Origin of the sequence: Bradyrhizobium denitrificans (assembly GCF_013179005.1) — a bacterium.
GTDB lineage: Bacteria > Pseudomonadota > Alphaproteobacteria > Rhizobiales > Xanthobacteraceae > Bradyrhizobium > Bradyrhizobium denitrificans.
Map to the genome: position 1 here is coordinate 83,271 of NZ_JABFDP010000019.1, position 20,824 is coordinate 104,094.

Annotated in this window: 23 protein-coding genes; 7 read left to right on the plus strand and 16 right to left on the minus strand. The window is 64.8% G+C overall.

From position 1 onward, the window contains the following. Window positions 1-34: 34 nt before the first annotated feature. Window positions 35-1,102: a threonine aldolase family protein gene (locus tag HL671_RS21745; protein ID WP_172238413.1), complete on the plus strand. Its 1,068-nt coding sequence runs from the start codon at window positions 35-37 to the stop codon at window positions 1,100-1,102. A gap of 31 nt (window positions 1,103-1,133) precedes the next feature. Here the strand turns inward: HL671_RS21745 and HL671_RS21750 are convergent, their stop codons facing one another. From HL671_RS21750 to grxD, 3 genes are read right to left on the minus strand one after another with little or no spacing between them, the layout of a single operon-like run. After that, the gene (locus HL671_RS21750; protein ID WP_172238416.1) at window positions 1,134-2,378 is read right to left on the minus strand and encodes a serine hydrolase domain-containing protein; all 1,245 of its coding nucleotides are present in this window, start codon (window positions 2,376-2,378) and stop codon (window positions 1,134-1,136) included. Then, window positions 2,379-2,939 carry an O-acetyl-ADP-ribose deacetylase gene (locus HL671_RS21755; RefSeq protein ID WP_172238556.1) on the minus strand — a complete coding sequence of 187 codons (561 nt, stop codon included), beginning with the start codon at window positions 2,937-2,939 and terminating at the stop codon, window positions 2,379-2,381. It lies immediately after the preceding gene. Then, window positions 2,936-3,274, minus strand: coding sequence for a Grx4 family monothiol glutaredoxin (grxD, locus tag HL671_RS21760; RefSeq protein WP_006609190.1), 339 nt, complete (start codon window positions 3,272-3,274; stop codon window positions 2,936-2,938). Before grxD ends, HL671_RS21755 begins: the two co-directional genes overlap by 4 nt. Window positions 3,275-3,577: 303 nt before the next feature. On the opposite strand from grxD, the gene egtB reads away from it, so the two are divergent. Then, complete coding sequence (gene egtB / locus HL671_RS21765) at window positions 3,578-4,831, plus strand: ergothioneine biosynthesis protein EgtB (protein WP_172238419.1); 1,254 nt, start codon at window positions 3,578-3,580, stop codon at window positions 4,829-4,831. 52 nt (window positions 4,832-4,883) lie between these two features. Continuing rightward, the gene (egtD, locus tag HL671_RS21770; protein WP_172238422.1) at window positions 4,884-5,855 is read left to right on the plus strand and encodes an L-histidine N(alpha)-methyltransferase; all 972 of its coding nucleotides are present in this window, start codon (window positions 4,884-4,886) and stop codon (window positions 5,853-5,855) included. On the opposite strand, the gene HL671_RS21775 is transcribed toward egtD, so the two are convergent. After that, on the minus strand, window positions 5,831-7,033 hold the full coding sequence (locus HL671_RS21775; protein ID WP_172238559.1) for a low temperature requirement protein A: 1,203 nt from the start codon (window positions 7,031-7,033) through the stop codon (window positions 5,831-5,833). The genes egtD and HL671_RS21775 overlap by 25 nt on opposite strands. Window positions 7,034-7,058: 25 nt before the next feature. Next, window positions 7,059-7,298 (minus strand): BolA family protein, encoded by a 240-nt coding sequence (locus HL671_RS21780; RefSeq protein ID WP_012045335.1) that lies wholly within the window; start codon window positions 7,296-7,298, stop codon window positions 7,059-7,061. A 227-nt stretch (window positions 7,299-7,525) separates the two neighbouring features. On the opposite strand from HL671_RS21780, the gene HL671_RS21785 reads away from it, so the two are divergent. Next, on the plus strand, window positions 7,526-7,888 hold the full coding sequence (locus tag HL671_RS21785; protein WP_172238425.1) for a DUF427 domain-containing protein: 363 nt from the start codon (window positions 7,526-7,528) through the stop codon (window positions 7,886-7,888). 79 nt (window positions 7,889-7,967) lie between these two features. On the opposite strand, the gene HL671_RS21790 is transcribed toward HL671_RS21785, so the two are convergent. Next, on the minus strand, window positions 7,968-8,141 hold the full coding sequence (locus HL671_RS21790) for a DUF1328 domain-containing protein (RefSeq protein WP_012045337.1): 174 nt from the start codon (window positions 8,139-8,141) through the stop codon (window positions 7,968-7,970). A 413-nt stretch (window positions 8,142-8,554) separates the two neighbouring features. On the opposite strand from HL671_RS21790, the gene HL671_RS21795 reads away from it, so the two are divergent. Then, on the plus strand, window positions 8,555-9,751 hold the full coding sequence (locus HL671_RS21795) for an acyltransferase family protein (protein ID WP_172238428.1): 1,197 nt from the start codon (window positions 8,555-8,557) through the stop codon (window positions 9,749-9,751). Window positions 9,752-10,049: 298 nt separating this feature from the next. On the opposite strand, the gene purL is transcribed toward HL671_RS21795, so the two are convergent. Further along, entirely contained in the window at window positions 10,050-12,257 is a 2,208-nt protein-coding gene (purL, locus tag HL671_RS21800; RefSeq protein WP_172238431.1) for a phosphoribosylformylglycinamidine synthase subunit PurL, read from the minus strand. Window positions 12,258-12,454: 197 nt separating this feature from the next. On the opposite strand from purL, the gene HL671_RS21805 reads away from it, so the two are divergent. Continuing rightward, complete coding sequence (locus HL671_RS21805; RefSeq protein WP_012045340.1) at window positions 12,455-12,937, plus strand: PaaI family thioesterase; 483 nt, start codon at window positions 12,455-12,457, stop codon at window positions 12,935-12,937. A 102-nt stretch (window positions 12,938-13,039) separates the two neighbouring features. Here HL671_RS21805 and HL671_RS21810 read toward each other — a convergent pair whose 3' ends face one another. The 5 genes from HL671_RS21810 to purC all read right to left on the minus strand — a co-directional run bounded on the left by HL671_RS21810 (window position 13,040) and on the right by purC (window position 17,254). Continuing rightward, entirely contained in the window at window positions 13,040-14,440 is a 1,401-nt protein-coding gene (locus tag HL671_RS21810; protein ID WP_172238434.1) for a DUF1236 domain-containing protein, read from the minus strand. Window positions 14,441-14,624: 184 nt separating this feature from the next. Continuing rightward, entirely contained in the window at window positions 14,625-15,056 is a 432-nt protein-coding gene (locus HL671_RS21815; RefSeq protein ID WP_012045342.1) for a hypothetical protein, read from the minus strand. A gap of 286 nt (window positions 15,057-15,342) precedes the next feature. After that, window positions 15,343-16,044, minus strand: coding sequence for a phosphoribosylformylglycinamidine synthase subunit PurQ (gene purQ, locus HL671_RS21820; RefSeq protein WP_012045343.1), 702 nt, complete (start codon window positions 16,042-16,044; stop codon window positions 15,343-15,345). Between the two features lie 186 nt (window positions 16,045-16,230). Then, a complete protein-coding gene (gene purS, locus HL671_RS21825; protein WP_012045344.1) occupies window positions 16,231-16,473 on the minus strand; it encodes a phosphoribosylformylglycinamidine synthase subunit PurS in 243 nt (80 codons plus the stop codon). A 13-nt stretch (window positions 16,474-16,486) separates the two neighbouring features. Next, the gene (gene purC / locus HL671_RS21830; RefSeq protein ID WP_008974302.1) at window positions 16,487-17,254 is read right to left on the minus strand and encodes a phosphoribosylaminoimidazolesuccinocarboxamide synthase; all 768 of its coding nucleotides are present in this window, start codon (window positions 17,252-17,254) and stop codon (window positions 16,487-16,489) included. A 312-nt stretch (window positions 17,255-17,566) separates the two neighbouring features. On the opposite strand from purC, the gene HL671_RS21835 reads away from it, so the two are divergent. Further along, complete coding sequence (locus HL671_RS21835; RefSeq protein ID WP_012045345.1) at window positions 17,567-17,887, plus strand: DUF1476 domain-containing protein; 321 nt, start codon at window positions 17,567-17,569, stop codon at window positions 17,885-17,887. Between the two features lie 19 nt (window positions 17,888-17,906). Here the strand turns inward: HL671_RS21835 and HL671_RS38415 are convergent, their stop codons facing one another. From HL671_RS38415 to ntrB, 4 genes are all read right to left on the minus strand, one after another. Next, a complete protein-coding gene (locus tag HL671_RS38415; RefSeq protein ID WP_085972725.1) occupies window positions 17,907-18,293 on the minus strand; it encodes a hypothetical protein in 387 nt (128 codons plus the stop codon). 177 nt (window positions 18,294-18,470) lie between these two features. Continuing rightward, window positions 18,471-18,959, minus strand: coding sequence for a cyanase (cynS, locus tag HL671_RS21845; protein ID WP_172238436.1), 489 nt, complete (start codon window positions 18,957-18,959; stop codon window positions 18,471-18,473). Between the two features lie 47 nt (window positions 18,960-19,006). Next, a complete protein-coding gene (locus HL671_RS21850) occupies window positions 19,007-19,909 on the minus strand; it encodes an ABC transporter ATP-binding protein (RefSeq protein WP_012045347.1) in 903 nt (300 codons plus the stop codon). A gap of 7 nt (window positions 19,910-19,916) precedes the next feature. Continuing rightward, the gene (ntrB, locus tag HL671_RS21855; protein WP_012045348.1) at window positions 19,917-20,756 is read right to left on the minus strand and encodes a nitrate ABC transporter permease; all 840 of its coding nucleotides are present in this window, start codon (window positions 20,754-20,756) and stop codon (window positions 19,917-19,919) included. Window positions 20,757-20,824: the final 68 nt, after the last annotated feature.

The window sequence follows — 20,824 nt, forward strand, 5'->3', positions numbered from 1 at the left end:
AGGTCGCAGTCTGAAAGCCGAACGAGGACTGCCGATGTACTACACCCCGCCCCCGCGCGATCCCAAGGCGCCGCCCGTGCGCGTCAACCTGTTGTCCGACACGCAGACCCGCCCCACCGCCGCGATGCGCGAGGCGATGGCGCGGGCCGAGGTCGGCGATGAGCAGATCGGCGACGATCCGACCGTGCATGAATTGTGCGGGCGGGTCGCCACGCTACTCGGCAAGGAGGCCGCGGTGCTGATGCCGTCGGGCACCATGTGCAACGTCGCCGCGACGCTGGTGCATTGCCGGCCCGGCGACGAGATCCTGGCGCATGAGACCGCTCATATCATCTCGCGCGAAGGCGGGGCGCATGCCGCGCTCGGCGGCTTCCAGGTGACGCAGTTGAAAGGACCGGACGGCCAGTTCACGCCGGAGACATTGCGCGCCGCGCTGCATCCGCGCTCGCGCTATCAGCCGCCGCAGACCGTGGTCAGCGTTGAGCAGACCGCCAATATCGGCGGCGGGACGATCTGGAAGAAGGCCGCACTCGACGAGATCGTCGCGATCGCCAAGGCGAATGGCATGGCGACGCATATGGATGGCGCGCGGCTGCTCAATGCCACCGTCGCCACCGGCATTCCGGCGGCCGAGATGACCGCAGGCTGGGATTCGGCCTGGATCGATTTCTCCAAGGGTTTGGGCGCCCCCATCGGCGGCGTGCTCGCCGGCAGCGCCGGCTTCATCGACGAGGTCTGGCGCTGGAAGCAGCGGCTCGGCGGCGCGATGCGCCAGGCCGGGGTGATCGCAGCCGCCTGCATCCACGCGCTCGATCATCACGTTGACCGGCTGGCCGAGGATCACGCCAATGCGCGCGCGCTGGCGCGCGGGCTGGCGCAGATCCAGGGCATCGAGGTGCAGGAGCCCGAGACCAATCTCGTATTCTTCAGGCCCGACGGCGCCGGCGTCTCCGGCGACAGGATGGTGAGTGACTTGCGCCGGCGCGGCGTGCTGCTCGCGATGATGGACGGCCGCATCCGCGCCTGCACCCATCTCGACGTCTCAGCCGGCATGATCGAGGAAACGATCGGCCATGTCAGGGAGATCGTGCGCGGGGCATGAAGGAGCCCGGGGGACGCTCCGCTCACCTGGGCTACGTCAGAGCCTCGTAGACCAGCTGCCGCACCTCGTTGGCGATGCGGCCCCGCTGCGACGGCGCCTGCATCATGACGATGACGAACAGATCGTCGGCGGGATCGATGAAGAAGAACGTTCCGCCGACGCCGTCCCAGCCATATTCGCCTCGCGGCCGCGGCGGCTTCTCAACAAGAAGCACCGAGAATCCCAGGCCGAAACCGCTCTCCGCGCCCGGAAAGTAAAGATCATCACGACGAATTCCCGCCGCCAGGACATGATCCTGCGCCATCAACGCGACGGTCTCGGGCTTCAGATAGAGCTTGCCGTCGAGCGCGCCGCCATTCAGCAGCATCTGCGCAAACCGCGCATAGTCGGAGATGGTGCCGATCATGCCCGCCCCACCCGACTCCCAGCGCCGCGGCCGAATGGGATCGTCGAGGCCGGCAATCGGCCGATCGAACCAATCGCGCGGCGACGGCTCGGCAACGCGGCTGCGCTGGCTCGGGTCGGCGAGGACGAACGCGGTCTCGCGCATGCCGAGCGGCCCGAGCAGCCGCTCGGTCTCGAACTGAAACAGCGAGCGGCCGGAGACGATTTCGATCACCCGCCCGAGCACGTCGGTCGAGTGGCCGTAGTCCCACAACGTGCCGGGCTGTTCGGCGAGCGGCAGCCTGGCGAGGCGTGCGACGAAGGCGGCGTTGTCGATGTCGCCATCGAACAGATGCGCATTGGCATAGAGTCGGCGCACCGCCGTCTCGCCATAGAACCCGTAGGTGATGCCCGAGGTGTGACGCAGCAGATCGAGAATGGTGATCGGGCGCGCCAGCGGCGCCCCCTCGACCGTCGTCTCGGCAAAGGCAGGGATGAACTTCGACAGCGGGTCATTCAGGCTGAGCCTGCCGTCATCGACCAACATCATCGCAGCCACCGACGTGACCGGCTTGGTCATCGAGTAGATGCGAAAGATCGCATCCGCCGTCATCGGCGTGCGGGTCGCGGGATCGCGCAAGCCGAAGCTCTGCAGTAACGCCGGAGCGGCGTGCTGCTGCACCAGAACGACCGCGCCGGGAATGTTGCCGGAGGAGACCTCGTTTCGGAAGTAGTCGGAAACGCGATCGAGCCGCGCCCGATCGAGCTGGCGCGAGGCCCCGCCCGTCCGCGCCAGGACCGGCAGCATCGGCGCCGCGACAAGCCCACCGAGCAGCGCGCGGCGCGAGAGCAGCCGGATCTTGCAAGCGGGTTCGTCAGCGATCGGCCGCATTCACGTCGCGTGGCCGCGGTTGATGATGGCCTCGCTCAACGCCTGGTCGTGCAGCTCGGCACTCTGTTCGGAGAAGCAGCAGAACACGATCTGCGACAGCGACGTCTCCTCGCGGGTCGCATCGATCGCCGTCGATACCGCGATCGAGGCGGCAAGATCGGCGGGGAAGCGGAAGATTCCGGTCGAGATCGCGGGAAACGCGACGGAGTCCAGCAAATGCTTGTGGCACAGCTCGATCGAGCGACGATAGCACGACGCCAGCAATTCCGGCTCGCCGCGCTCGCCGCCCTGCCACACCGGACCCACCGTATGGATCACGTGGCGGGCCGGCAACCGGTAGCCCCGGGTGATCTTGGCCTCGCCGGTCCTGCAGCCATGGAGCATGCGGCATTCCATGACGAGCTCCGGTCCCGCCGCGCGATGGATTGCGCCATCGACGCCGCCACCGCCGAGCAACGACGAGTTGGCGGCGTTGACGATGGCGTCAACGCCGAGCTTGGTGATGTCGGCTGTGATGACCTCGAACCGGGTCGCGCCGATCTTTCGGACTGGATAGCTCAGGCCGAGGCTGCCGTGCCGACCGGAATGCCCTTGTCGGTGAACAGCTGTTGCAGCTCGCCGCTCTGGAACATCTCGCGCACGATGTCGCAACCGCCGACGAACTCACCCTTCACATAGAGCTGGGGGATGGTAGGCCAGTTGGAGAACGTCTTGATGCCGTTGCGGAGCTCGGCGGATTCCAGCACGTTCAGGCCCTTATAGCCGACGCCGACATGATCGAGAATCTGGACGACCTGGCCGGAAAATCCGCACTGCGGAAATTGCGGCGTCCCCTTCATGAACAGGACGACGTCGTTCGACTTCACTTCGTTGTCAATGAATTGCTCAATGCTCATCTTCGCTTCCTCTAGGGCGCCTCAAGGAACGCCTGGGGCTCGGTGCCGTCCTGCACCAGGGACGCATTCCGTCCCGGCTGACAGGCCACTCCCCTATATGTAGCGCAAACCGTTGTTCAGCCATAGTAAAATGCCGAGGATCAACCACCCCAAGGCCAGCCCCGGCCCCGTCATGGGCTGACGGCAGCAATATTATAGCCGCCGCGAGGGTTTCATCCCGTAACCAAGCCCCCATTTAGGACGAACTGTCCGGAGGAACTTGTTCCTGCGAACAACGTTCTCTCCACCCAAACGGAGACCCGCGTGACCAGTTCAGCCTCCGCCACGGCCTCGTCCCCCGCCCCAGCCACCTTGCCGACATCGAGCCACGGCTCCCTGGCCGGAAGCCTGATCGAGGCTTTTCTGGTGGTCCGCGGCGAAACCGAGCGACGGGCCGCACCGCTCAGCCCCGAAGATCAGGTGATCCAGTCGATGCCGGATGCCAGCCCGGCGAAATGGCACCGGGCCCATACGACCTGGTTCTTCGAACAATTCGTGCTCGGCGGGCATTGCCGCGGCTACGCCCCTTTCCACCCGGATTATGCCTTCCTGTTCAATTCCTATTATGTGAGTGCCGGCCCGCGGCATACCCGCGGCGAGCGCGGGCTGATCACTCGCCCCGGAGTGGCCGACATCACCGCCTACCGCCGCCATGTCGATGCCGCCATGGTCGACTTCCTGGGCCGCGCCGATGCGGCCACCTTGCAGGCGGTCGCACCGCTCGTCGAGGTCGGCCTCAATCATGAGCAGCAGCATCAGGAGTTGATGCTGACCGACATCCTGCACGCATTCGCACAGAATCCGACGGCCCCGGCCTATGATCCGGCTTGGCGCTTCCCCGCCCAGGCGGCCACCGGCGAAACGTGGGTTGACCTCCCGGAGGGCATCCACACCGTCGGCCATGCTGGCGGGGGCTATCATTTCGACAATGAGGGTCCGGCGCATCGGGCGCTGGTTGGGCCGGTCAAACTCGCGCGCAACCTCGTCACCAACGCCGAGTGGCTCGCCTTCATGGACGCCGGCGGCTACGAGATGGCGACGCTCTGGTTGATGGACGGCTTCGCCACCGCCACGCGCGAAGGCTGGCAGGCACCTGGCCACTGGTACAAGGTCGAGGGCGAATGGCGCATCATGACGCTCGGCGGCCTGCAGCCCGCCGACCCCGACGCACCGGTCTGCCACGTCAGCTATTACGAAGCGGACGCCTTCGCGCGCTGGCGCGGCAAGCATCTTCCGACGGAGATGGAGTGGGAAGTCGCCGCGCGCGGCCATCACCTCAACGATGCCTTCGGCACGGTCTGGCAATGGACGCGCAGCGCCTACAGCCCCTACCCCGGTTATCGGGCCATCGAAGGGGCGCTCGGCGAGTACAACGGCAAGTTCATGGTCAACCAGCTGGTGCTGCGCGGATCATCGCTGGCGACGCCAGCGGGCCACAGCCGCGTCACCTACCGCAACTTCTTTTATCCGCATCATCGCTGGCAATTCACGGGGCTGAGGCTCGCCGATTACGACTAGCCGTCAGCGTCAAATCCCGACAACCGCGCCCATGCGCGTCCTGGAGAGTATCATGAACGTCCACGTCAATGCTTTGGCCAATGCTCATCTCCCGGACGCCAAGACATCGGCCTTCGCGTCAGATGTGTTGGCTGGGTTGACGCAGCAGCCCAAGCAATTGTCACCGAAATACTTCTACGACGCCGCCGGATCGGATCTCTTCGAGCAGATCACACGGTTGCCGGAGTATTACCCGACGCGCACCGAGCTTGGCATTCTCAGAGATCGGGGTGCCGAGATTGCCGCGATCATCCCAGAGGATGCGGCCCTGATCGAGTTCGGCGCCGGCGCGACCACCAAGGTGCGGCTGCTGCTCGAAAACTGCGGCTTTGCAGCCTACGTCCCCGTCGATATTTCCGGCGACTTCCTGACCGCGCAGGCCGAGAGCTTGCGGCACGATTTCCCCGATTTGGCGGTCCACCCCGTCATCGCCGACTTCACCACGGCCTTCAGTCTGCCCCGCGCAATCGACGGCAAGCCGAAGGTCGGCTTCTTTCCGGGGTCGACGATCGGCAATTTCGAGCCGCATGAAGCCTGCCGTTTCCTGCGCTCCGCGCGGGAGATCCTCGGCACCGGCGCCCTGATGATCGTGGGCGTGGACCTTGAGAAGGACGAGCGGATCCTGCATGCGGCGTATAACGATGCAGCCGGCGTGACCGCCCGCTTCAATCTTAATCTGCTGTTGCGGATCAACCGCGAGCTCGGCGGCAATTTCGACCTGTCTGCCTTCGCCCACCGTGCCATCTACAATCGCGAGCAGCACCGCATCGAGATGCATCTGGTTGCGCGCAAGCCGCAGACCGTGCGCCTGCTCGGCACAACGATCGCGTTCCGGGCCGGCGAGAGCATTCACACCGAGAACAGCTACAAATACAGCATCGCGCGGTTTGGCGCGCTGGCGCGCGGCTCGGGCTGGAGCGTGCAGACCGTGTGGACAGATGCCAGCGAGATGTTCTCGGTTCAGGCGCTGGTCGCCGAGGCGTGAGGCTCCGGCTTCGCTCGCAATGACAGCGTCTCCCACAGCGCGACGATCGCGAGCAGCGCGCTCGTCAGCGCGGAAAGGAGCAGCGGCGACAGCGCAGGCGCGAACCAGCCGAGTCCGACCAGCGCAAGCAGGCCCGCGCCGTGAGACAGCTGGAGGAATCCGCGCGCTTCGCGCTTGAACAGGATGGTCCCGACGAGAAAGACGAATGGTCCTCCGATCGTGACGGCGACGGTCTTGAAGTCGCTATGTCCGAGGGGATGCTTGAGGACAATCTCGTCAGCCACGGCCGACACGATGATGCCGGCGACGATCGGCATATGCAGATAGGTGTAGGCCGATCGGGCAACGAGCCCGGATTGGGTGGATCGCGAGATCATCTCGGAGCCTGCCTCGGCACCGCGATTGAAATACACCGCCCACATCGCGACCGTACCGATGAAGGCGCTGGCAAAGGCGGCGATGTTGGCGCCGGACCAGTCGAGCTCCGCGAAAGTGGCACCGGTGACGACGATCGATTCTCCCAGCGCAATGATGATGAACAGCGCGCAGCGCTCCGCCATATGGCCGCCCTCGACCATCCAGTCTTCCACGGTCGAGCTGCCGAGACCCGGAACCCAGAAGCGAACGGCCGGCGAGATGTATTCCAGCGTGAGCGCAGCGCCCCAGAGCGCCATTCGCGATGTCCCCTCGGCCAGGCCGCCGAGCAGCCAGAGCACGGCGGATGCACAGAGCCAGGCCAGAATGCGGGCGGCGTTGCGGCGGACGGCCGATCGCTGCGGCGGCGTCGCTGTCAACCAGAAGGCGGTGCGGCCGACCTGCATCGCGGCGTAAGCGATCGCGAACCACAGGCCGCGATCCTCGAATGCCCGCGGGATCGACATCGACAGTACGAGGCCCGCCAGCATCAACGCAAACAGCAGGCCGCGAACAAGCGCTTTTTCAGGATCGAGCCAGTTGGTCACCCAGGCGGTATAGACCCAGACCCACCAGACCGCGAGGAACAGCATCGCCGTCTGCGCGGCGCCGAGCGGCGTGAAATGGCCAATCAGATAATGCGAGATCTGCGTCACCGCGTAGACGAAGACGAGATCGAAGAACAGCTCGACGAACGTCACACGGCTATGCCGGTTCGGCTCCAGAACCCGGAACAGCGCACCTCGCGGATTCTCCACTCCCACCTCCCCCAAGGTGTGCGCCGCGGCGTCAGCGCTGATCTGGGACCCCTGTCTGCAAGGCGAGGGCGTGCAGCACGTCTCCCATCTGGCCACGCAGCGATTGATAAACGAGCTGATGCTGCTGCACGCGGGACTTGCCGCGGAAGGTCTCCGAGATCACCGTGGCGGCGTAATGATCGCCATCGCCTGCGAGATCACGAATCGTCACCTGGGCATCGGGGATGGCGGCCTTGATCATCTGCTCGATATCGTGGGCATCCATGGGCATCCGATCAATCTCCTTCTGTGCTCGGTCCGAGGGCACCTTGGTGATACAGCGCCCGACCCTGGCGTGGGCCGTCGAATGCAACGAATCAAGGCACTCTCGCGCGACCGTGATGGCCGAAATTAGCGCGAACTGCTTTCGAGGTCACGTCCGGAGCCACTATATAGCTGGATACAACAAAATGGCAGGACCGGGTGCCGCACCCGGTCGACCAGATGAGGACGCGCAACATGAAGCTTCCCGGTCCGGACCACCCGATCACCATCACGCCCAATCCGAAGCGCGTGCGCGTGCTTGCCGGCGGGGCCGTGATTGCCGACACCACCCGCGCCTTGACGCTGAAAGAGGCGAGCTACCCGGCTGTCCAATATGTGCCGCGGGCCGACGCCAACATGGCAGCCCTCCAGAAGACGGCTCGCGTCACCCACTGTCCGTATAAGGGGGATGCCAGCTATTTCAGCATCGTCGCCAATGGCACCACTCTGGACAATGCGATCTGGAGCTACGAGGCCCCCTTCCCCGCGATGACCGAGATTGCGGGTCATCTGGCGTTCTATCCGGACAAGGTGCGGATCGAGGAAGTGGCTGATTGATCGTCATATGCCGCGCGGGCGGCGCAGGGGCCGAACCGCACGCGGTGTCGTTGACTCATGGTGCCTCGACCCTGAATGTCTAGACCCTGAAGATCGTCAATCCGAGGATCAGGAGCACGAGGAAGATCACCAGGAAGATGTAGAACAGGATCCGCGCAATGTCGGCGGAAGCTGCTGAAATGCCGGTGAAGCCGAGAATACCGGCAACCACCGAGATTACGAAGAACAGCAGCGCCCATTTGAGAATAGTCACGGTATGGTCCTCCAGTCCGGCGCCGTGCCGGCGCGTTCGCCTCACTAACGACGGTGCCTGGAACCGGTTCCTGGAGCGATCGCGCCTCGGACGGAAGAATCTCGCAACCGGGAGACCGCCGGCCCGTAACTTTGAGCGCCGCTCGTCGTAATGATCGATGACGAGAAATGTTCAACTGTGTGAGAAATCGGCTTGCGGGTCGCGGCGCTTGCTGATTTGCAGCATCGGCGATGAGATCGGGTGTCCCGGCGGGGTCATCCGCTGCTCGGCGCGAGTGCTGCCAATGTGCACGCGATCATTCAATTCTTGCTCACGCAGGTCGGACCGATCTTGCCGACGGCCTTGGCGATGAGGGCGGATGCAATCGTCCAGCGAGGTCGGCGAACTGACGCAGGGGCATTTGAGGGGGGTATATGGTCATATCGGTTACGCAATCGGCGGCGGCCGCGAAGGTCGAGCTTCAGGCCAGGCCTCGGGCCCGGGCGCGCAATGCAGCGCTCGACCATGCAAGAACATTCCTGACGCTGGTGGTGTTGCTGCATCACGCCGTGATTCCCTATACCTATTTCGGCCACACCGATCCGACCTCGTTCATCGGCTTCGATGGCATCGTGCTGGCCACCGACAGCTTCTTCATGGCGATGTTCTTCTTCCTGTCGGGCCTGTTCGTGTGGTCCGGCCTTGCCCACAAATCGACCTTGCAGCACTTGCGCGACCGGCTGCTGCGGCTTGGTCTGCCCTTCGTGATCGCTGCCCTGACCGTTATTCCGCTGGCTTATTATGCGATCGAATTGCGCGCCAATCCCGAGGCGACCTTCGCCGCATTCTGGTGGAAGACCGTCACCGTCGGCCCCTGGCCGAGCGGGCCGATCTGGTTCATCTGGGTGCTCCTGGCGTTCGATCTTGCGGCCGCGCTGCTTTACCGCGTCTCGCCGCACCTGCTCGATCCGATCAACCGGCTGTCGCTGCGCGCCTTCGCTCATCCGCGCGATTTCTTCTTCATCTTCCTGCTGATCACCGGCGTGCTCTACATCCCGGCGCGGCTGTATTTTGGACCGACGCATTGGTTCGAACTTGGTCCGCTCTCGGTCCAGGCCAGCCGCGTGCTGCTCTACGCCGCCTACTTCTTCGTCGGCGCCGGGATCGGCTCGGCCAATTTCGAGCGCGGCCTGCTGGCTGCCGAAGGGCAGATGTCGCAGCGTGGGCTCGGCGCATGGATCGTGGTCACGATCGTGCCTTACGCGCTGCTCTGGGTGCTGATCACGATCAAGCGTCAGGTGCTCGGCAATCCGCCCGAGCTGCCGCACTGGTACGAGGCGGCCTATGGCTTCTTCTTCGTGATCTTCAGCGCCGCGATGATGTTCGCGATCCTGTCCTACTTCCTCAACAACCGCCGTTCGGAATTCTCCGTGCTCGACCGGCTGCAGGCCGACGCCTATGGCATGTTCCTGGTGCACTATCCGATCGTGCTGTGGATCCAATATTGGTTGTTCGACCTCAGCCTGCCGGCCATCGTCAAGGCCACGATCGCCTTTGTCGGCAGCGTGTTGTTGAGCTGGGGAGCGACCTGGGTGTTACGGCAAATTCCGGGCGCGAAGAGCGTGTTGTAGGACGCCCCTGTCTCGTCCGTCATTGCGAGGAGCGAAGCGACGACGCAATCCAGGGTCCCGCCGGAGCTCTGGATTGCGTCGCTTCGCTCGCAATGACGCCAAGGGTAACCACTGCTCGGACAACGAACTCCGCTGTCGTCCCTGCGAAAGCGGGTCCCCATCGCCACAGGACTTTGTTGTTGGCGTGGGTCAACGATCAGCCCGCGCAACGCGTTCGTGCGCACGGCGTATGAGTCCCGGATCGGCGCCCCGTCGGCGCGGGGCGCCGCCGTGGCTTGTCCGGGACGACCGCGATGGACTAGGCAGCGCCGCCCATGTAGCCCGGCAGCCAGCTCTCGAACCGGGTCTTCAGCGTGGTGACCTCGACCGACGCCTCGCCGGCGATGGCAAGCGCCGAGCCGCCGGTGGTGCCGATACGGGTGCATGGCACGCCCGCACCGCGCATCTTGGCGAGCACGCGGCCGGCCTCGGTCTCCGGCACCGTCACCAGATAGCGGGCCTGGTCCTCGCCGAACCAATAAGCGTGCGGCACGATCGAAGCGGGGGCGGCCAGCAGCCGGGCGCCGATGCCGGACGCCATGGCCATCTCGGCCAGCGCCACCAGCAGGCCGCCGTCGGAGAGATCGTGCGCAGCGGTCGCCGTGCCCGCATGGATCATGCCCCGGACGACGTCGCCGATACGCTTCTCGGCGGCGAGATCGACCGGCGGCGGAGCGCCCTCCTCGCGGCCGCAGACGTCGCGCAGATACACCGACTGACCGAGCCAGCCATGAGTCTCGCCGATCAGCAGGATCGCCTCGCCTTCGGCCTTGAAGGCGATGCTGGCCGATTTGGTGAAATCGTCGAGCAGGCCGACGCCGCCGATCGAGGGCGTCGGCAGGATCGCGCGGCCGTTGGTCTCGTTGTAGAGCGAGACGTTGCCGGACACGACCGGGAAGTCGAGCGCGCGGCAGGCTTCCGAGATGCCCTTCAGGCAGCCGACGAACTGCCCCATGATCTCGGGCCGCTCCGGATTGCCGAAATTCAGATTGTCGGTGATCGCGAGCGGCCGACCGCCGACCGCGGTGATATTGCGCCAGGCCTCCGCCACCGCCTGCATGCCGCCTTGATAAGGATCGGCCTCGCAATAGCGCGGCGTCACGTCGACGGTCAGCGCCAAGCCTTTCGGCCCGTCCTGCACGCGCACGACAGCAGCATCGCCGCCCGGACGCTGCACGGTATTGCCGAGAATGACGTGATCATACTGCTCCCAGATCCAGCGCTTCGAGCACAGATCTGGCGTTGCGATCAGCTTCTCCAGCGCCGGGATGGTGTCCATGGGCGCCTTGACCTCGCGGGCATGGATCACCGGCAGCGCTGGCGAAGCCACGTGCGGACGGTCATAGAGCGGCGCCTCGTCGCCGAGCTCCTTGATCGGCAGGTCGGCCATGACGTCGCCGCCGTGCTTGACGACGAAGCGCTTGCTCGGCGTGGTGTAGCCGACGACGGCGAAGTCGAGCCCCCATTTGCGGAAGATCGCCTCGGCCTCCTTCTCCTTCTCCGGCTTCAGCACCATGAGCATGCGCTCCTGGCTTTCCGAGAGCATCATCTCATAGGCGCTCATGCCGGTCTCGCGGGTCGGCACCGCGTCGAGATCGAGGTCGACGCCGAGATCACCCTTGGCGCCCATCTCGACCGCCGAGCATGTCAGGCCCGCCGCCCCCATGTCCTGGATCGCGATCACGCAGTCGGCGGCCATGATCTCGAGGCACGCTTCGAGCAGCAGCTTCTCCGCAAAGGGATCGCCGACCTGCACCGTGGGGCGCTTCTCCTCGGAGGAGTCGTCGAACTCGGCGGAGGCCATCGAGGCGCCGTGGATGCCGTCGCGGCCGGTCTTGGAGCCGAGATAGACGATCGGCATGTTCACGCCGGAGGCCGCCGCATAGAAGATCTTGTCGGCATCGGCGAGGCCCACCGCCATCGCGTTGACCAGGATGTTGCCGTCATAGCGGGTGTGGAAACGGGTCTGGCCGCCCACCGTCGGCACGCCGAACGAGTTGCCATAGCCGCCGATGCCGGCGACCACGCCGGACACCAGGTGCCGGGTCTTGGGATGCTCCGGCGCGCCGAACGACAGCGCGTTCAGGCAGGCGATCGGGCGGGCGCCCATCGTGAAGACGTCGCGCAGGATGCCGCCGACGCCGGTGGTGGCACCCTGGTACGGCTCGATATAGCTCGGGTGATTGTGGCTCTCCATCTTGAACACGACCGCCTGGCCGTCGCCGATATCGATCACGCCGGCGTTCTCGCCCGGACCCTGGATCACCCAGGGTGCCTTGGTCGGCAGGCCCCGCAGATGGATCCGCGACGATTTGTACGAGCAGTGCTCGTTCCACATCGCCGAGAAGATGCCGAGCTCGGTGAAGGTCGGCACCCGCCCGATCAGCTTCAGGATGCGCTCATATTCGTCGGGCTTCAGGCCATGGGCGGCGACGAGCTCGGGGGTGATCTGCGGTTCATTGCGCATGGAGAAATGCCTTTGCCCCGTGGGCCGCTGGTCCCTTAAACCCTGCTTCATAGATACAGAGTCAGAAGCGGAAAAGGCCTTTTACGGCCCTATTCCGCCCTGTCCAGAGCTTTGGCCCGCCCCGCCAGGCGGGATATTTGCAGATTGGCGGCCAATCGGATTTAAGACGGTAAATCAACAGTTAAAGGCCCTGACACGTGCACGACCTGTCCCGTTCCGCCTTCGAGAACCGCCCCGGCATCCACATCGCGACCGACGGCGAGTTCGCCGGCTGGCGCACCTGGCTGCGCGACAGCTACGAATCCCATACCGGTCCGTTCTGGCACCGGATGGAGGAGGATGGCTCGATCCGATGCGCCTTCCGGGTCGAGAAGAAGCATCTCAATGGCGGCGGCAACGTCCATGGCGGCTGCCTGATGACCTTCGCCGATTACTGCCTGTTCGCCTTCGCCGCGCCGATCCTGCAGGGCCCGGGCGTGACCGTGTCGTTCTCGTCGGAATTCCTCGACGCCGCACGCGAGGGTGAGTTGATCGAAGCCACCGGCGAGGTCACCCGCGCCGGCGCCTCGCTGATCTTCCTCCGCGGCATGCTGCATTCCGGCACCCGGCCGCTGTTCTCATTCTCCGGCACGATCAAGCGGGTGAAGCGGCGCACACCGGACGCGGCGAATTCGCCGTAGCGGAGCGTTGCACGATAGGGCTGCTCGTCAGCACCAAGGAAAGGAAAAAGGCGGAAGCGCCGCCTTGCGCTCCCGCCCCTCCACTCGGTCTCCGCAGCGCGCCTATTGCTGCTGGTCGATCACCTGCACCACCTTCTGGTCGCGGGGGTCGACCAGCACGACCTGATCGCCGATCGCCAGATATTGGTAGTTGGCGAGCTCCGGATTGGCGCGGGCGAGCTCGTCGGGCACGCGACGCAGGCTCAGGCAGCTCGCGCCGGACGAAGAGGACGACGATGTGGTCGAGCCCACCGTGCTGGTCTCGGTGGCGGCGCGGCGCAGGATCTGGCGCTGGTCGTCCGACAGCACGATACGGGTCGAGCCCACGCCATAGCCGCCGCGATCGTAGCCCCGATCAGCGCGCATGCCGTTCTGCGGGATGATGTCGATGATCTCGCGGCTGCGCGGATCGACGATCGCGATCTCGTCATGCACGACGGTGTACTCGTAGCCGCGATATTCCGGCACGATGGTCACGATGTCCGACGGCAGCGGACGCGGCCGGACACGTTCCGGCAGGCGCTCGCCGACATTGATGCGGATGTCGACATTGGTCCGCGCTTGATCGAAGTCGTGATCGCGCTTGAGCTGATCGACCACGCGGGTCTTCTGCTGCGCGTTGACGGAGACCTGCGTGCTGGAGCGGTTGGCGCCGGGCTGGGCCGGATTGTTGGCCTGTCCGGTCGCATTCTGCTGACGTGTGTCGGCCGTGGTCGAACCCGGCTGCTGGTTCTGCTGCGCGGTGGAAGCCTTGTCCGCGCCAGTCGGCTGATTGGCCTGCTTGTTGCGGTCAGTCGACTGCTTGTCCGTCGCCTGCTTGTCGGCCGCTTGGTCGGAGGTGCCGGGCTTGCGCTCGTCCTGGCTCTGCCGGTTCTTGTCGGCACCGTTGCGGTCGTTGCGATCGGCTTCGCGATCCGACTTGCGCTCCGTCGCGCCCGATTTGGTTTCGGCGGCGCGGTCCTCGCCCTTGCGCTGATCCTCGGCGCGTCCCTGCTGCGGCTTGGACTCCGCCTTGGTCTTGCTGTCCGGCTGCTTGTCAGCCTGCTTGCTGTCGGTTGCCGACTTCGTCTCGGCGCTCTCCTTGGCGTCGCGGCCGCGCTCGGCGGCAGCTGGCCCGCGCTCGCCCTTGCTTTCGGCGCTCTGCTTGGCATCAGGCGCCGACCGTTCCGAGGACCGCTCCGAGGACCGCTCCTGGGCCTGCTCGCGGCCCGCCGCGGAGGACGGCTCGCCCCGGCGCGGCTCCTGCGCGCTCTGCCGCGTCTCGGATGCGCCGCGTTCAGCAGCCGCGGCGCCGCCGCCTTTGACCTCGCCTTTGGCTTCGCTGCCGGGCCGAGTCGCCTCGCGCGCCGTGGGAGCGGCAGCACCGCTCTCGCGCTTCGTGTCCGATTGCGCCGATGCAGCACCTGATGCCGTGCCGATCGCCAGGATGATCGCGGCCGTTCCCAGCCAATGTTTCGTCGTCATAAGAGAACCTCCTTGGTTCCCTGCCCCACTCGCGGGCGGACAACGCGAACAGCCGCTCGGCGTTGCCGGGCGGCGCGAGAAAAAACTGCGGAACGATTTCGATGAACGGCGTCTTCATCGACCGCCAAGAACCGCCTGCGGCCGCGCGGGCCGCCGCTCTATGGAGCGGCAGCGTTCGCACGCCTTACCGCGACGACGGGCCGAGCAGGGCCATGACGGGAATGGCAAACTGGGCAAAGTTGGCGGTGCTGCCCGTTTCGCTGCTCGCCGTGCTGATCAGACTTGCGCTGCCCTTTGCGCCAAACAGGACGCCGCTGACCTGATATTCCTTGGTCCCATCCGGCGCCACCTTCAGACGGCGCACCCGGAACACCCGCGGCACGCCGGTGCCGTTGTCGCCCTCCACGCGCAGAATTGTGGTCTTCTGGCCGGGCACGCGCTGGTCCAGCAGCTTGACCGTCTGTTCCTGTGACGCGCGGAATTGCTCGATCGTCAAGGTCGTGTTGGGCGCATAGAGCCGATAGCTCACTTTCGAGCCCGGGCCGCATTTGGCATCCTCGCACAGGAAGAAGGTCACGTCGGTGCCGTTCGGTCGCTGTGGTGTCCAGCCGCGCACAGCCACCGGCTGACTCGGCGCAGCAGGCGACGGAGTCTCAGCCCGGACGGCATCGAGGCCCGGGACGGCCAAGAGCAACATCAGAACGAAAGGCCAGCGCAGAGTGCGCCGGGTAGCAGGCAGCGTCGACATCAAGGCACCGTCGGGATCAAGGCAAGGGCGGAGGTCATGGACGATCCAAAGTTGGAGGAACGTCCCTCATCCCTCCGCCGCCAATCGATCGTTTGTTGGTCCGGCTGCCGAGCGTCCCGCCCCGGACGTGACGGGCGCTGCTGCTGAGAGAGGATCAGGCCGCGCGGTCGAGATGCGCGACGAGGCCGGCGAACAGGCCGCGGCCGTCGGTGCAGCCCATGATGTCCTCGACGTGATTCTCGGGATGCGGCATCATGCCGAGCACATTGCCGCTCTCGTTGACGATGCCGGCGATGGAATGCGCGGCGCCGTTGATGTTGCTGAGGTCGCCGACCTCGCCATCGGCCGAGCAGTAACGATACAGCACGCGCCCATCACCATTGAGCCGCTTCAACGTCTCTTCATCGGCCGCGTAATTGCCCTCGCCATGGGCGACCGGCACGCGGATGACCTGGCCGGCATTGTAGCCGCGGGTGAACGGCGAGTCCGAGCGCTCGACGCGCAGATGCACGTCCTTGCAGATGAACTTCAGCCGGTCGTTGCGCATCAGCACGCCCGGCAGCAGGCCCGACTCGCACAGGATCTGGAAGCCGTTGCAGACGCCGAGCACGAGGCCACCCTTGGCGGCGTGATCGCGCACCGCATCCATCACCGGCGCCCGCGCGGCGATCGCGCCACAGCGCAGATAATCGCCATAGGAGAAGCCGCCGGGCACCACGACGAGGTCGGTTCCCTTCGGCAGCGCCGTCTCGGCGTGCCAGACCATCGCCGGCTCATGGCCGGAGATCATGCGCAAGGCCCGCGCCATGTCGCGTTCGCGGTTGATGCCTGGGAAGACGAGGACGGCGGATTTCATGTTCTACGTGCTTGCTCGAGAATGATCCCCTCGCAGCGTCGCGAGAGTATGTGAGTCTGACGAGAGCTCCCGGTTCAACGCTCGCACACCAGCAAGCAGCTCATCGACTGAAGCTTCGACCCGGACCAGATCACGCGAGACCTCAAGCACCAGCTCGTAGATCTCGCGGTCGGTCACGACCATCGCCTACCCCAACAGCTCCACCCGGTAATTCTCGATCACCGTATTGGCGAGCAGCTTGTCGGCGGCGGCTTTCAGCGCCGCCTCCGCCTTGGCCTTGTCGTCGCCTGCGAGCTCGATGTCGAACACCTTGCCCTGGCGCACGCTGGCGACGCCGTCGACGCCGAGCGACTTGAGGGCGCCCTCGATCGCCTTACCCTGGGGATCGAGGATGCCGGATTTCAGCGTCACCGTGACACGCGCTTTCACGTCTTGCTTCCCTTTAGCTCTTGACCAGGACCGGGCCGGAGCCCGCCGGACGCTCGTTCTCCATCAGGATGCCGAGCCGCTTGGCGACCTCGGTATAGGCCTCCAGAAGGCCGCCAAGATCACGACGGAAGCGGTCCTTGTCGAGCTTCTCGTTCGACTTGATGTCCCACAGCCGGCAGGAATCGGGGGAAATCTCGTCGGCGACGATGATCCGCATCATCTCGTTCTCGAACAGCCGGCCGCATTCCATCTTGAAATCGACCAGACGGATGCCGATGCCGAGGAAAAGCCCGGTCAGGAAGTCGTTGACGCGAATGGCCAGCGCCATGATGTCGTCGATCTCCTGGGGAGTAGCCCAGCCGAACGCCGTGATGTGCTCCTCCGACACCATGGGGTCGTTGAGCTGGTCGTTCTTGTAATAGAATTCGATGATCGAACGCGGCAGCTGGGTGCCTTCCTCGATGCCGAGGCGCTGCGACAGCGAGCCCGCCGCCACATTGCGCACCACGACCTCGAGCGGCACGATCTCGACCTCGCGAATCAACTGCTCGCGCATGTTGAGCCGGCGGATGAAGTGGGTCGGCACCCCGATGTCGTTGAGGTGCTGAAACAGGTACTCCGAGATGCGGTTGTTGAGGACGCCCTTGCCTTCGATCACCTGGTGCTTCTTGGCATTGAAGGCGGTGGCGTCGTCCTTGAAGTGCTGGATCAGGGTGCCGGGCTCGGGACCTTCGTAAAGGACCTTGGCCTTGCCTTCATAAATGCGACGCCGACGGCTCATTGGGATGTACCGTGTTTTGTTGAAATCCATGAAATGGTGGGCTCCGGATGACTTTGGACAGGACCACGACGGAGCTGCCGCGAGGGCCTGGATTCTGACGGAAACAGAACAGGAACCGGGCCTGTGGGAAACCTATCCCATTGGTGTCCCGAGCACAATCGATCCAGACCACGGAAGCGGAGTTTTACCGCCCTTCCCTGCGGCCTCGTGCCCGTTGTATTGACAAGGTGTTCCAATTATTTAGGCGTGCGGCCACCGCCCCGCAACCGCCTGCGCGGTTAACCCTTTTCGGCAACACTGGAAGTTCCGGCTATGACCACGTTCGACAAGCGCGAGGACGCGTTCGAGAAGCAATTCGCTCATGACGAGGAATTGAAATTCAAGGCGGAAGCCCGCCGCAACAAGCTCCTCGGCCTCTGGGCCGCCGAAAAGCTCGGCAAGAGCGGCGCTGACGCCGATGCCTATGCCAAGGAGGTCGTCGCGGCCGATTTCGAGGAAGCGGGCGACGCCGACGTGCTGCGCAAGGTGCTCGGCGATCTCTCCGCCAAGGGCGCGGCCGTGACCGAGGCCGAGGTCCGCGCCAAGATGAGCGAGTTGCTGGCGACCGCGGTCGCCCAGATCAAGGCGGGATAATCGCCCTGCGACGGAACGGCTATTTGATGCTGATCTGAAAATTCATCGCGCCGTTCACGTTAAAGCCCTCCTGCTGCTGCTGGCCGTACTGCCGGTTGATGTTGGTGCTGACCGACTCCATCCGGCAGTCCTTGGCGAGGACCTCGCGCAAGAGGTCGCATTCGCGCGCCGCCATCTCGTACACCGTGCGGCGCGCGCGATCGCGCAGTTTCTGGGCCTCGTCGCCGTCTCCGGTCGGCCCTGCGACGAAGAAGTTCACTGAACTCTGGACCCGTACAAGACCTTCCTGACGCGGGCTGGCGCCGGCTTGTTCGACAATGATGCGCTGTCCCTGTGCCTGGCTTGCGGCAGGTGCAACGACAAGCAAAGCGATTGCAGCAGCAAGCGAGAATTGAAGGCGCGGCATTCGATACTCCGACATTGAGGTGGCGCGTTCATCTCCTATCAATTGCGGATTGCAGATTGACGAATCGACATGCTGTCAAACTCATCGGCCACTTCAGTCTCGCTTAACCACGTCGACGTCACGCAACCGAGCGGCCAATAGAGTCCCCCTATTCGCCGCTCCCTATTCGCCCCTGGCTCACTCTTCCTTGAAGCCGTACTCCGGCACGTTGCCGCTGGCGCCGTAATATTTGTAGGGCAGGAACTTGCCCGACATCGTGATCTTGACCCGGTCGCCCTTGGCATTGGGCAGGCGCTCCATCACCATGTCGAAATCGATCGCCGACATGATGCCATCGCCGAACTCCTCCTGGATCAGCTCCTTCCAGGCCGGACCGTTGATCATCACGAGCTCATAGAAGCGATAGATCAAAGGATCGGTCGGCGGCATCTGCACGCCCTCGCCGCGCATCGGCGTCTCGTTCAGCATCGCGATCTCGGACTTCGACAGGCCGAACAGCTCGCCGGCATTCGCGGCCTGCGGCTTCGTCAGCTTCATCTGGCCAAGAAGGGCGCCGACGATCAGCACCTCGGAATAGCCGCCGATCTTTTCGCAGATGTACTTCCAGCTCCAGCCCTTCTCGCGCTTGATGTCGAGCAGCTTCTCGGTGAGGTCGGATCGCTTCATGCTTGGTCTCCCTTGCTGGGCCTTCGTTGACGGGTTTCTTCTGATTGTCAGCGCGCGACCGCCTGCGGCGCATCGCTGTCGACCGGCTTGGATGCGACGATCGTCGGCTCCGTCCGGCCGATCTTCACCACCGGCACCTTGCGCGGATCATGATCCGGCGTCTCGGCGGTGAAGATCTTGCTGCGGCTGACCAGGAAGTCGATGATGTGGTTGCGCAGCGCGTAATACAGCGGATGGCGATGCAGGTCACCGCGCAGCCGGTCTTTCGGCAGCGGATTCTCGACGATCTCGGCCAGGACAGCACCGGGCCCATTGGTCATCAGCACGATCTTGTCGGCGAGATAGATCGCCTCATCCACGTCGTGGGTGATCATGAACACGGTCTGGCCGGTCTCGACGCAGATGCGCCGGACCTCGTCCTGCAAGGTGCCGCGCGTCAGCGCGTCCAGCGCCGAGAACGGCTCGTCCATCAGCATGATCTTCGGCGTGATCGACAGCGCCCGGGCAATGCCGACGCGCTGCTTCATGCCGCCGGACAGTTCGGACGGCCGCTTGTGCTCGGAGCCTGCGAGGCCAACCAGCTCGATATATTTGAGCGCATGCGCCTTGACCTTGGCGCGATCCCATCTGCGCCATTTCGACGAGATCGCATAGGCGACATTGCCGAGCACCGTCCGCCACGGCAACAGCGCATGGCTCTGGAAGATCACGGCGCGGTCGAGGCTCGGTCCCTCGATGGCCTGGCCGTCGACAATGACAGCGCCCTCGCTCGGCACATCCAGCCCGGCCAGGATGTTGAGCACGGTGGTCTTGCCACAGCCGGAATGCCCGATCACGCAGACGAACTCGCCGCGGGCCATGCCGAGCCACAGATTCTCGAAGATCGTCGTGCTGCGCGCGCCGTCGTAGCGCTTGGCGATGCCTTCGATCGAGATGAACTTGTCGGTCATGGCTCGCCTACTCCGGAAACGTCACGAGCCGCGACACGCGGGCCAGGATCTGGTCCAGCACCATGCCGACGACGCCGATCAGCAGGATCGCGATGATCACGTTGGTGATCGAGAGATTGTTCCACTCGTTCCAGACGAAGTAGCCGATGCCGGTGCCGCCGACCAGCATCTCGGCGGCGACGATGACGAGCCAGGCGATGCCGATCGAGATTCGCATGCCCGTGAGGATGGTCGGCGCCGCCGCCGGCAGGATAACGGTGAAGGCACGGCGGACATTGCCGACCTCGAGCGTGCGCGCGACGTTGATCCACTCCTTGCGGACGCTGGCGACGCCGAAGGCGGTGTTGATCAGCATCGGCCACACCGAGCAGATGAAGATCACGAAGATCGCCGACAGGCTCGAATCCTTGATCGTGTAGAGCGCCAGCGGCATCCAGGCGAGCGGTGAGATCGGCTTCATGATCTGGATGAACGGATCGAGGGCCTTGCTCATCAAGGGCGACATGCCGATCAGAAAGCCGAGCGGGATCGCGATCGCGACCGCGATCAGATAGCCCAGCATCACCCGCCCGAGCGAGAAGGCGAGCTGGATGCCGAGCCCCTTGTCGTTCGGCCCGTTATCATAGAACGGCCGCTTCAGATGCTCCCACAGCTTGGCGCCGACATCGAGCGGCCCGGGCATCGCCGACTTGCCCTGCGTGGCGGTCATGCCCATCAGCTTGGCGTATTCGGGGCTCATATTGGCCGCCGTCCCCGTGCTGCGCGTGGCGAGATGCCAGGCACCGAGGAAGACGGCCAGCAGTACGATCGAGACGACGGCGGCGCGCAGACGGAGGGAGGCGGTCATGCCGTCGCTCCACCCACGGTGTCGTCCCTGCGAACGCAGGGACCCATGGCCACCGTCGTCAGTTGATG

Excerpts from the sequence above, each read along its gene's own strand:
- HL671_RS21835 (WP_012045345.1), top strand. The coding sequence starts at position 17,567 with ATGACCACGTTCGACAAGCGCGAGGACGCGTTCGAGAAGCAATTCGCT.
- HL671_RS21780 (WP_012045335.1), bottom strand. The coding sequence starts at position 7,298 with ATGCCCATGGATGCCCACGATATCGAGCAGATGATCAAGGCCGCCATC.
- HL671_RS21785 (WP_172238425.1), top strand. The coding sequence starts at position 7,526 with ATGAAGCTTCCCGGTCCGGACCACCCGATCACCATCACGCCCAATCCG.
- HL671_RS21850 (WP_012045347.1), bottom strand. The coding sequence starts at position 19,909 with ATGACCGACAAGTTCATCTCGATCGAAGGCATCGCCAAGCGCTACGAC.
- HL671_RS21810 (WP_172238434.1), bottom strand. The coding sequence starts at position 14,440 with ATGACGACGAAACATTGGCTGGGAACGGCCGCGATCATCCTGGCGATC.
- purQ (WP_012045343.1), bottom strand. The coding sequence starts at position 16,044 with ATGAAATCCGCCGTCCTCGTCTTCCCAGGCATCAACCGCGAACGCGAC.
- HL671_RS38415 (WP_085972725.1), bottom strand. The coding sequence starts at position 18,293 with ATGCCGCGCCTTCAATTCTCGCTTGCTGCTGCAATCGCTTTGCTTGTC.
- HL671_RS21795 (WP_172238428.1), top strand. The coding sequence starts at position 8,555 with ATGGTCATATCGGTTACGCAATCGGCGGCGGCCGCGAAGGTCGAGCTT.
- purC (WP_008974302.1), bottom strand. The coding sequence starts at position 17,254 with ATGAGCCGTCGGCGTCGCATTTATGAAGGCAAGGCCAAGGTCCTTTAC.
- grxD (WP_006609190.1), bottom strand. The coding sequence starts at position 3,274 with ATGAGCATTGAGCAATTCATTGACAACGAAGTGAAGTCGAACGACGTC.
- cynS (WP_172238436.1), bottom strand. The coding sequence starts at position 18,959 with ATGAAGCGATCCGACCTCACCGAGAAGCTGCTCGACATCAAGCGCGAG.
- HL671_RS21745 (WP_172238413.1), top strand. The coding sequence starts at position 35 with ATGTACTACACCCCGCCCCCGCGCGATCCCAAGGCGCCGCCCGTGCGC.
- ntrB (WP_012045348.1), bottom strand. The coding sequence starts at position 20,756 with ATGACCGCCTCCCTCCGTCTGCGCGCCGCCGTCGTCTCGATCGTACTG.
- purL (WP_172238431.1), bottom strand. The coding sequence starts at position 12,257 with ATGCGCAATGAACCGCAGATCACCCCCGAGCTCGTCGCCGCCCATGGC.
- egtD (WP_172238422.1), top strand. The coding sequence starts at position 4,884 with ATGAACGTCCACGTCAATGCTTTGGCCAATGCTCATCTCCCGGACGCC.
- HL671_RS21750 (WP_172238416.1), bottom strand. The coding sequence starts at position 2,378 with ATGCGGCCGATCGCTGACGAACCCGCTTGCAAGATCCGGCTGCTCTCG.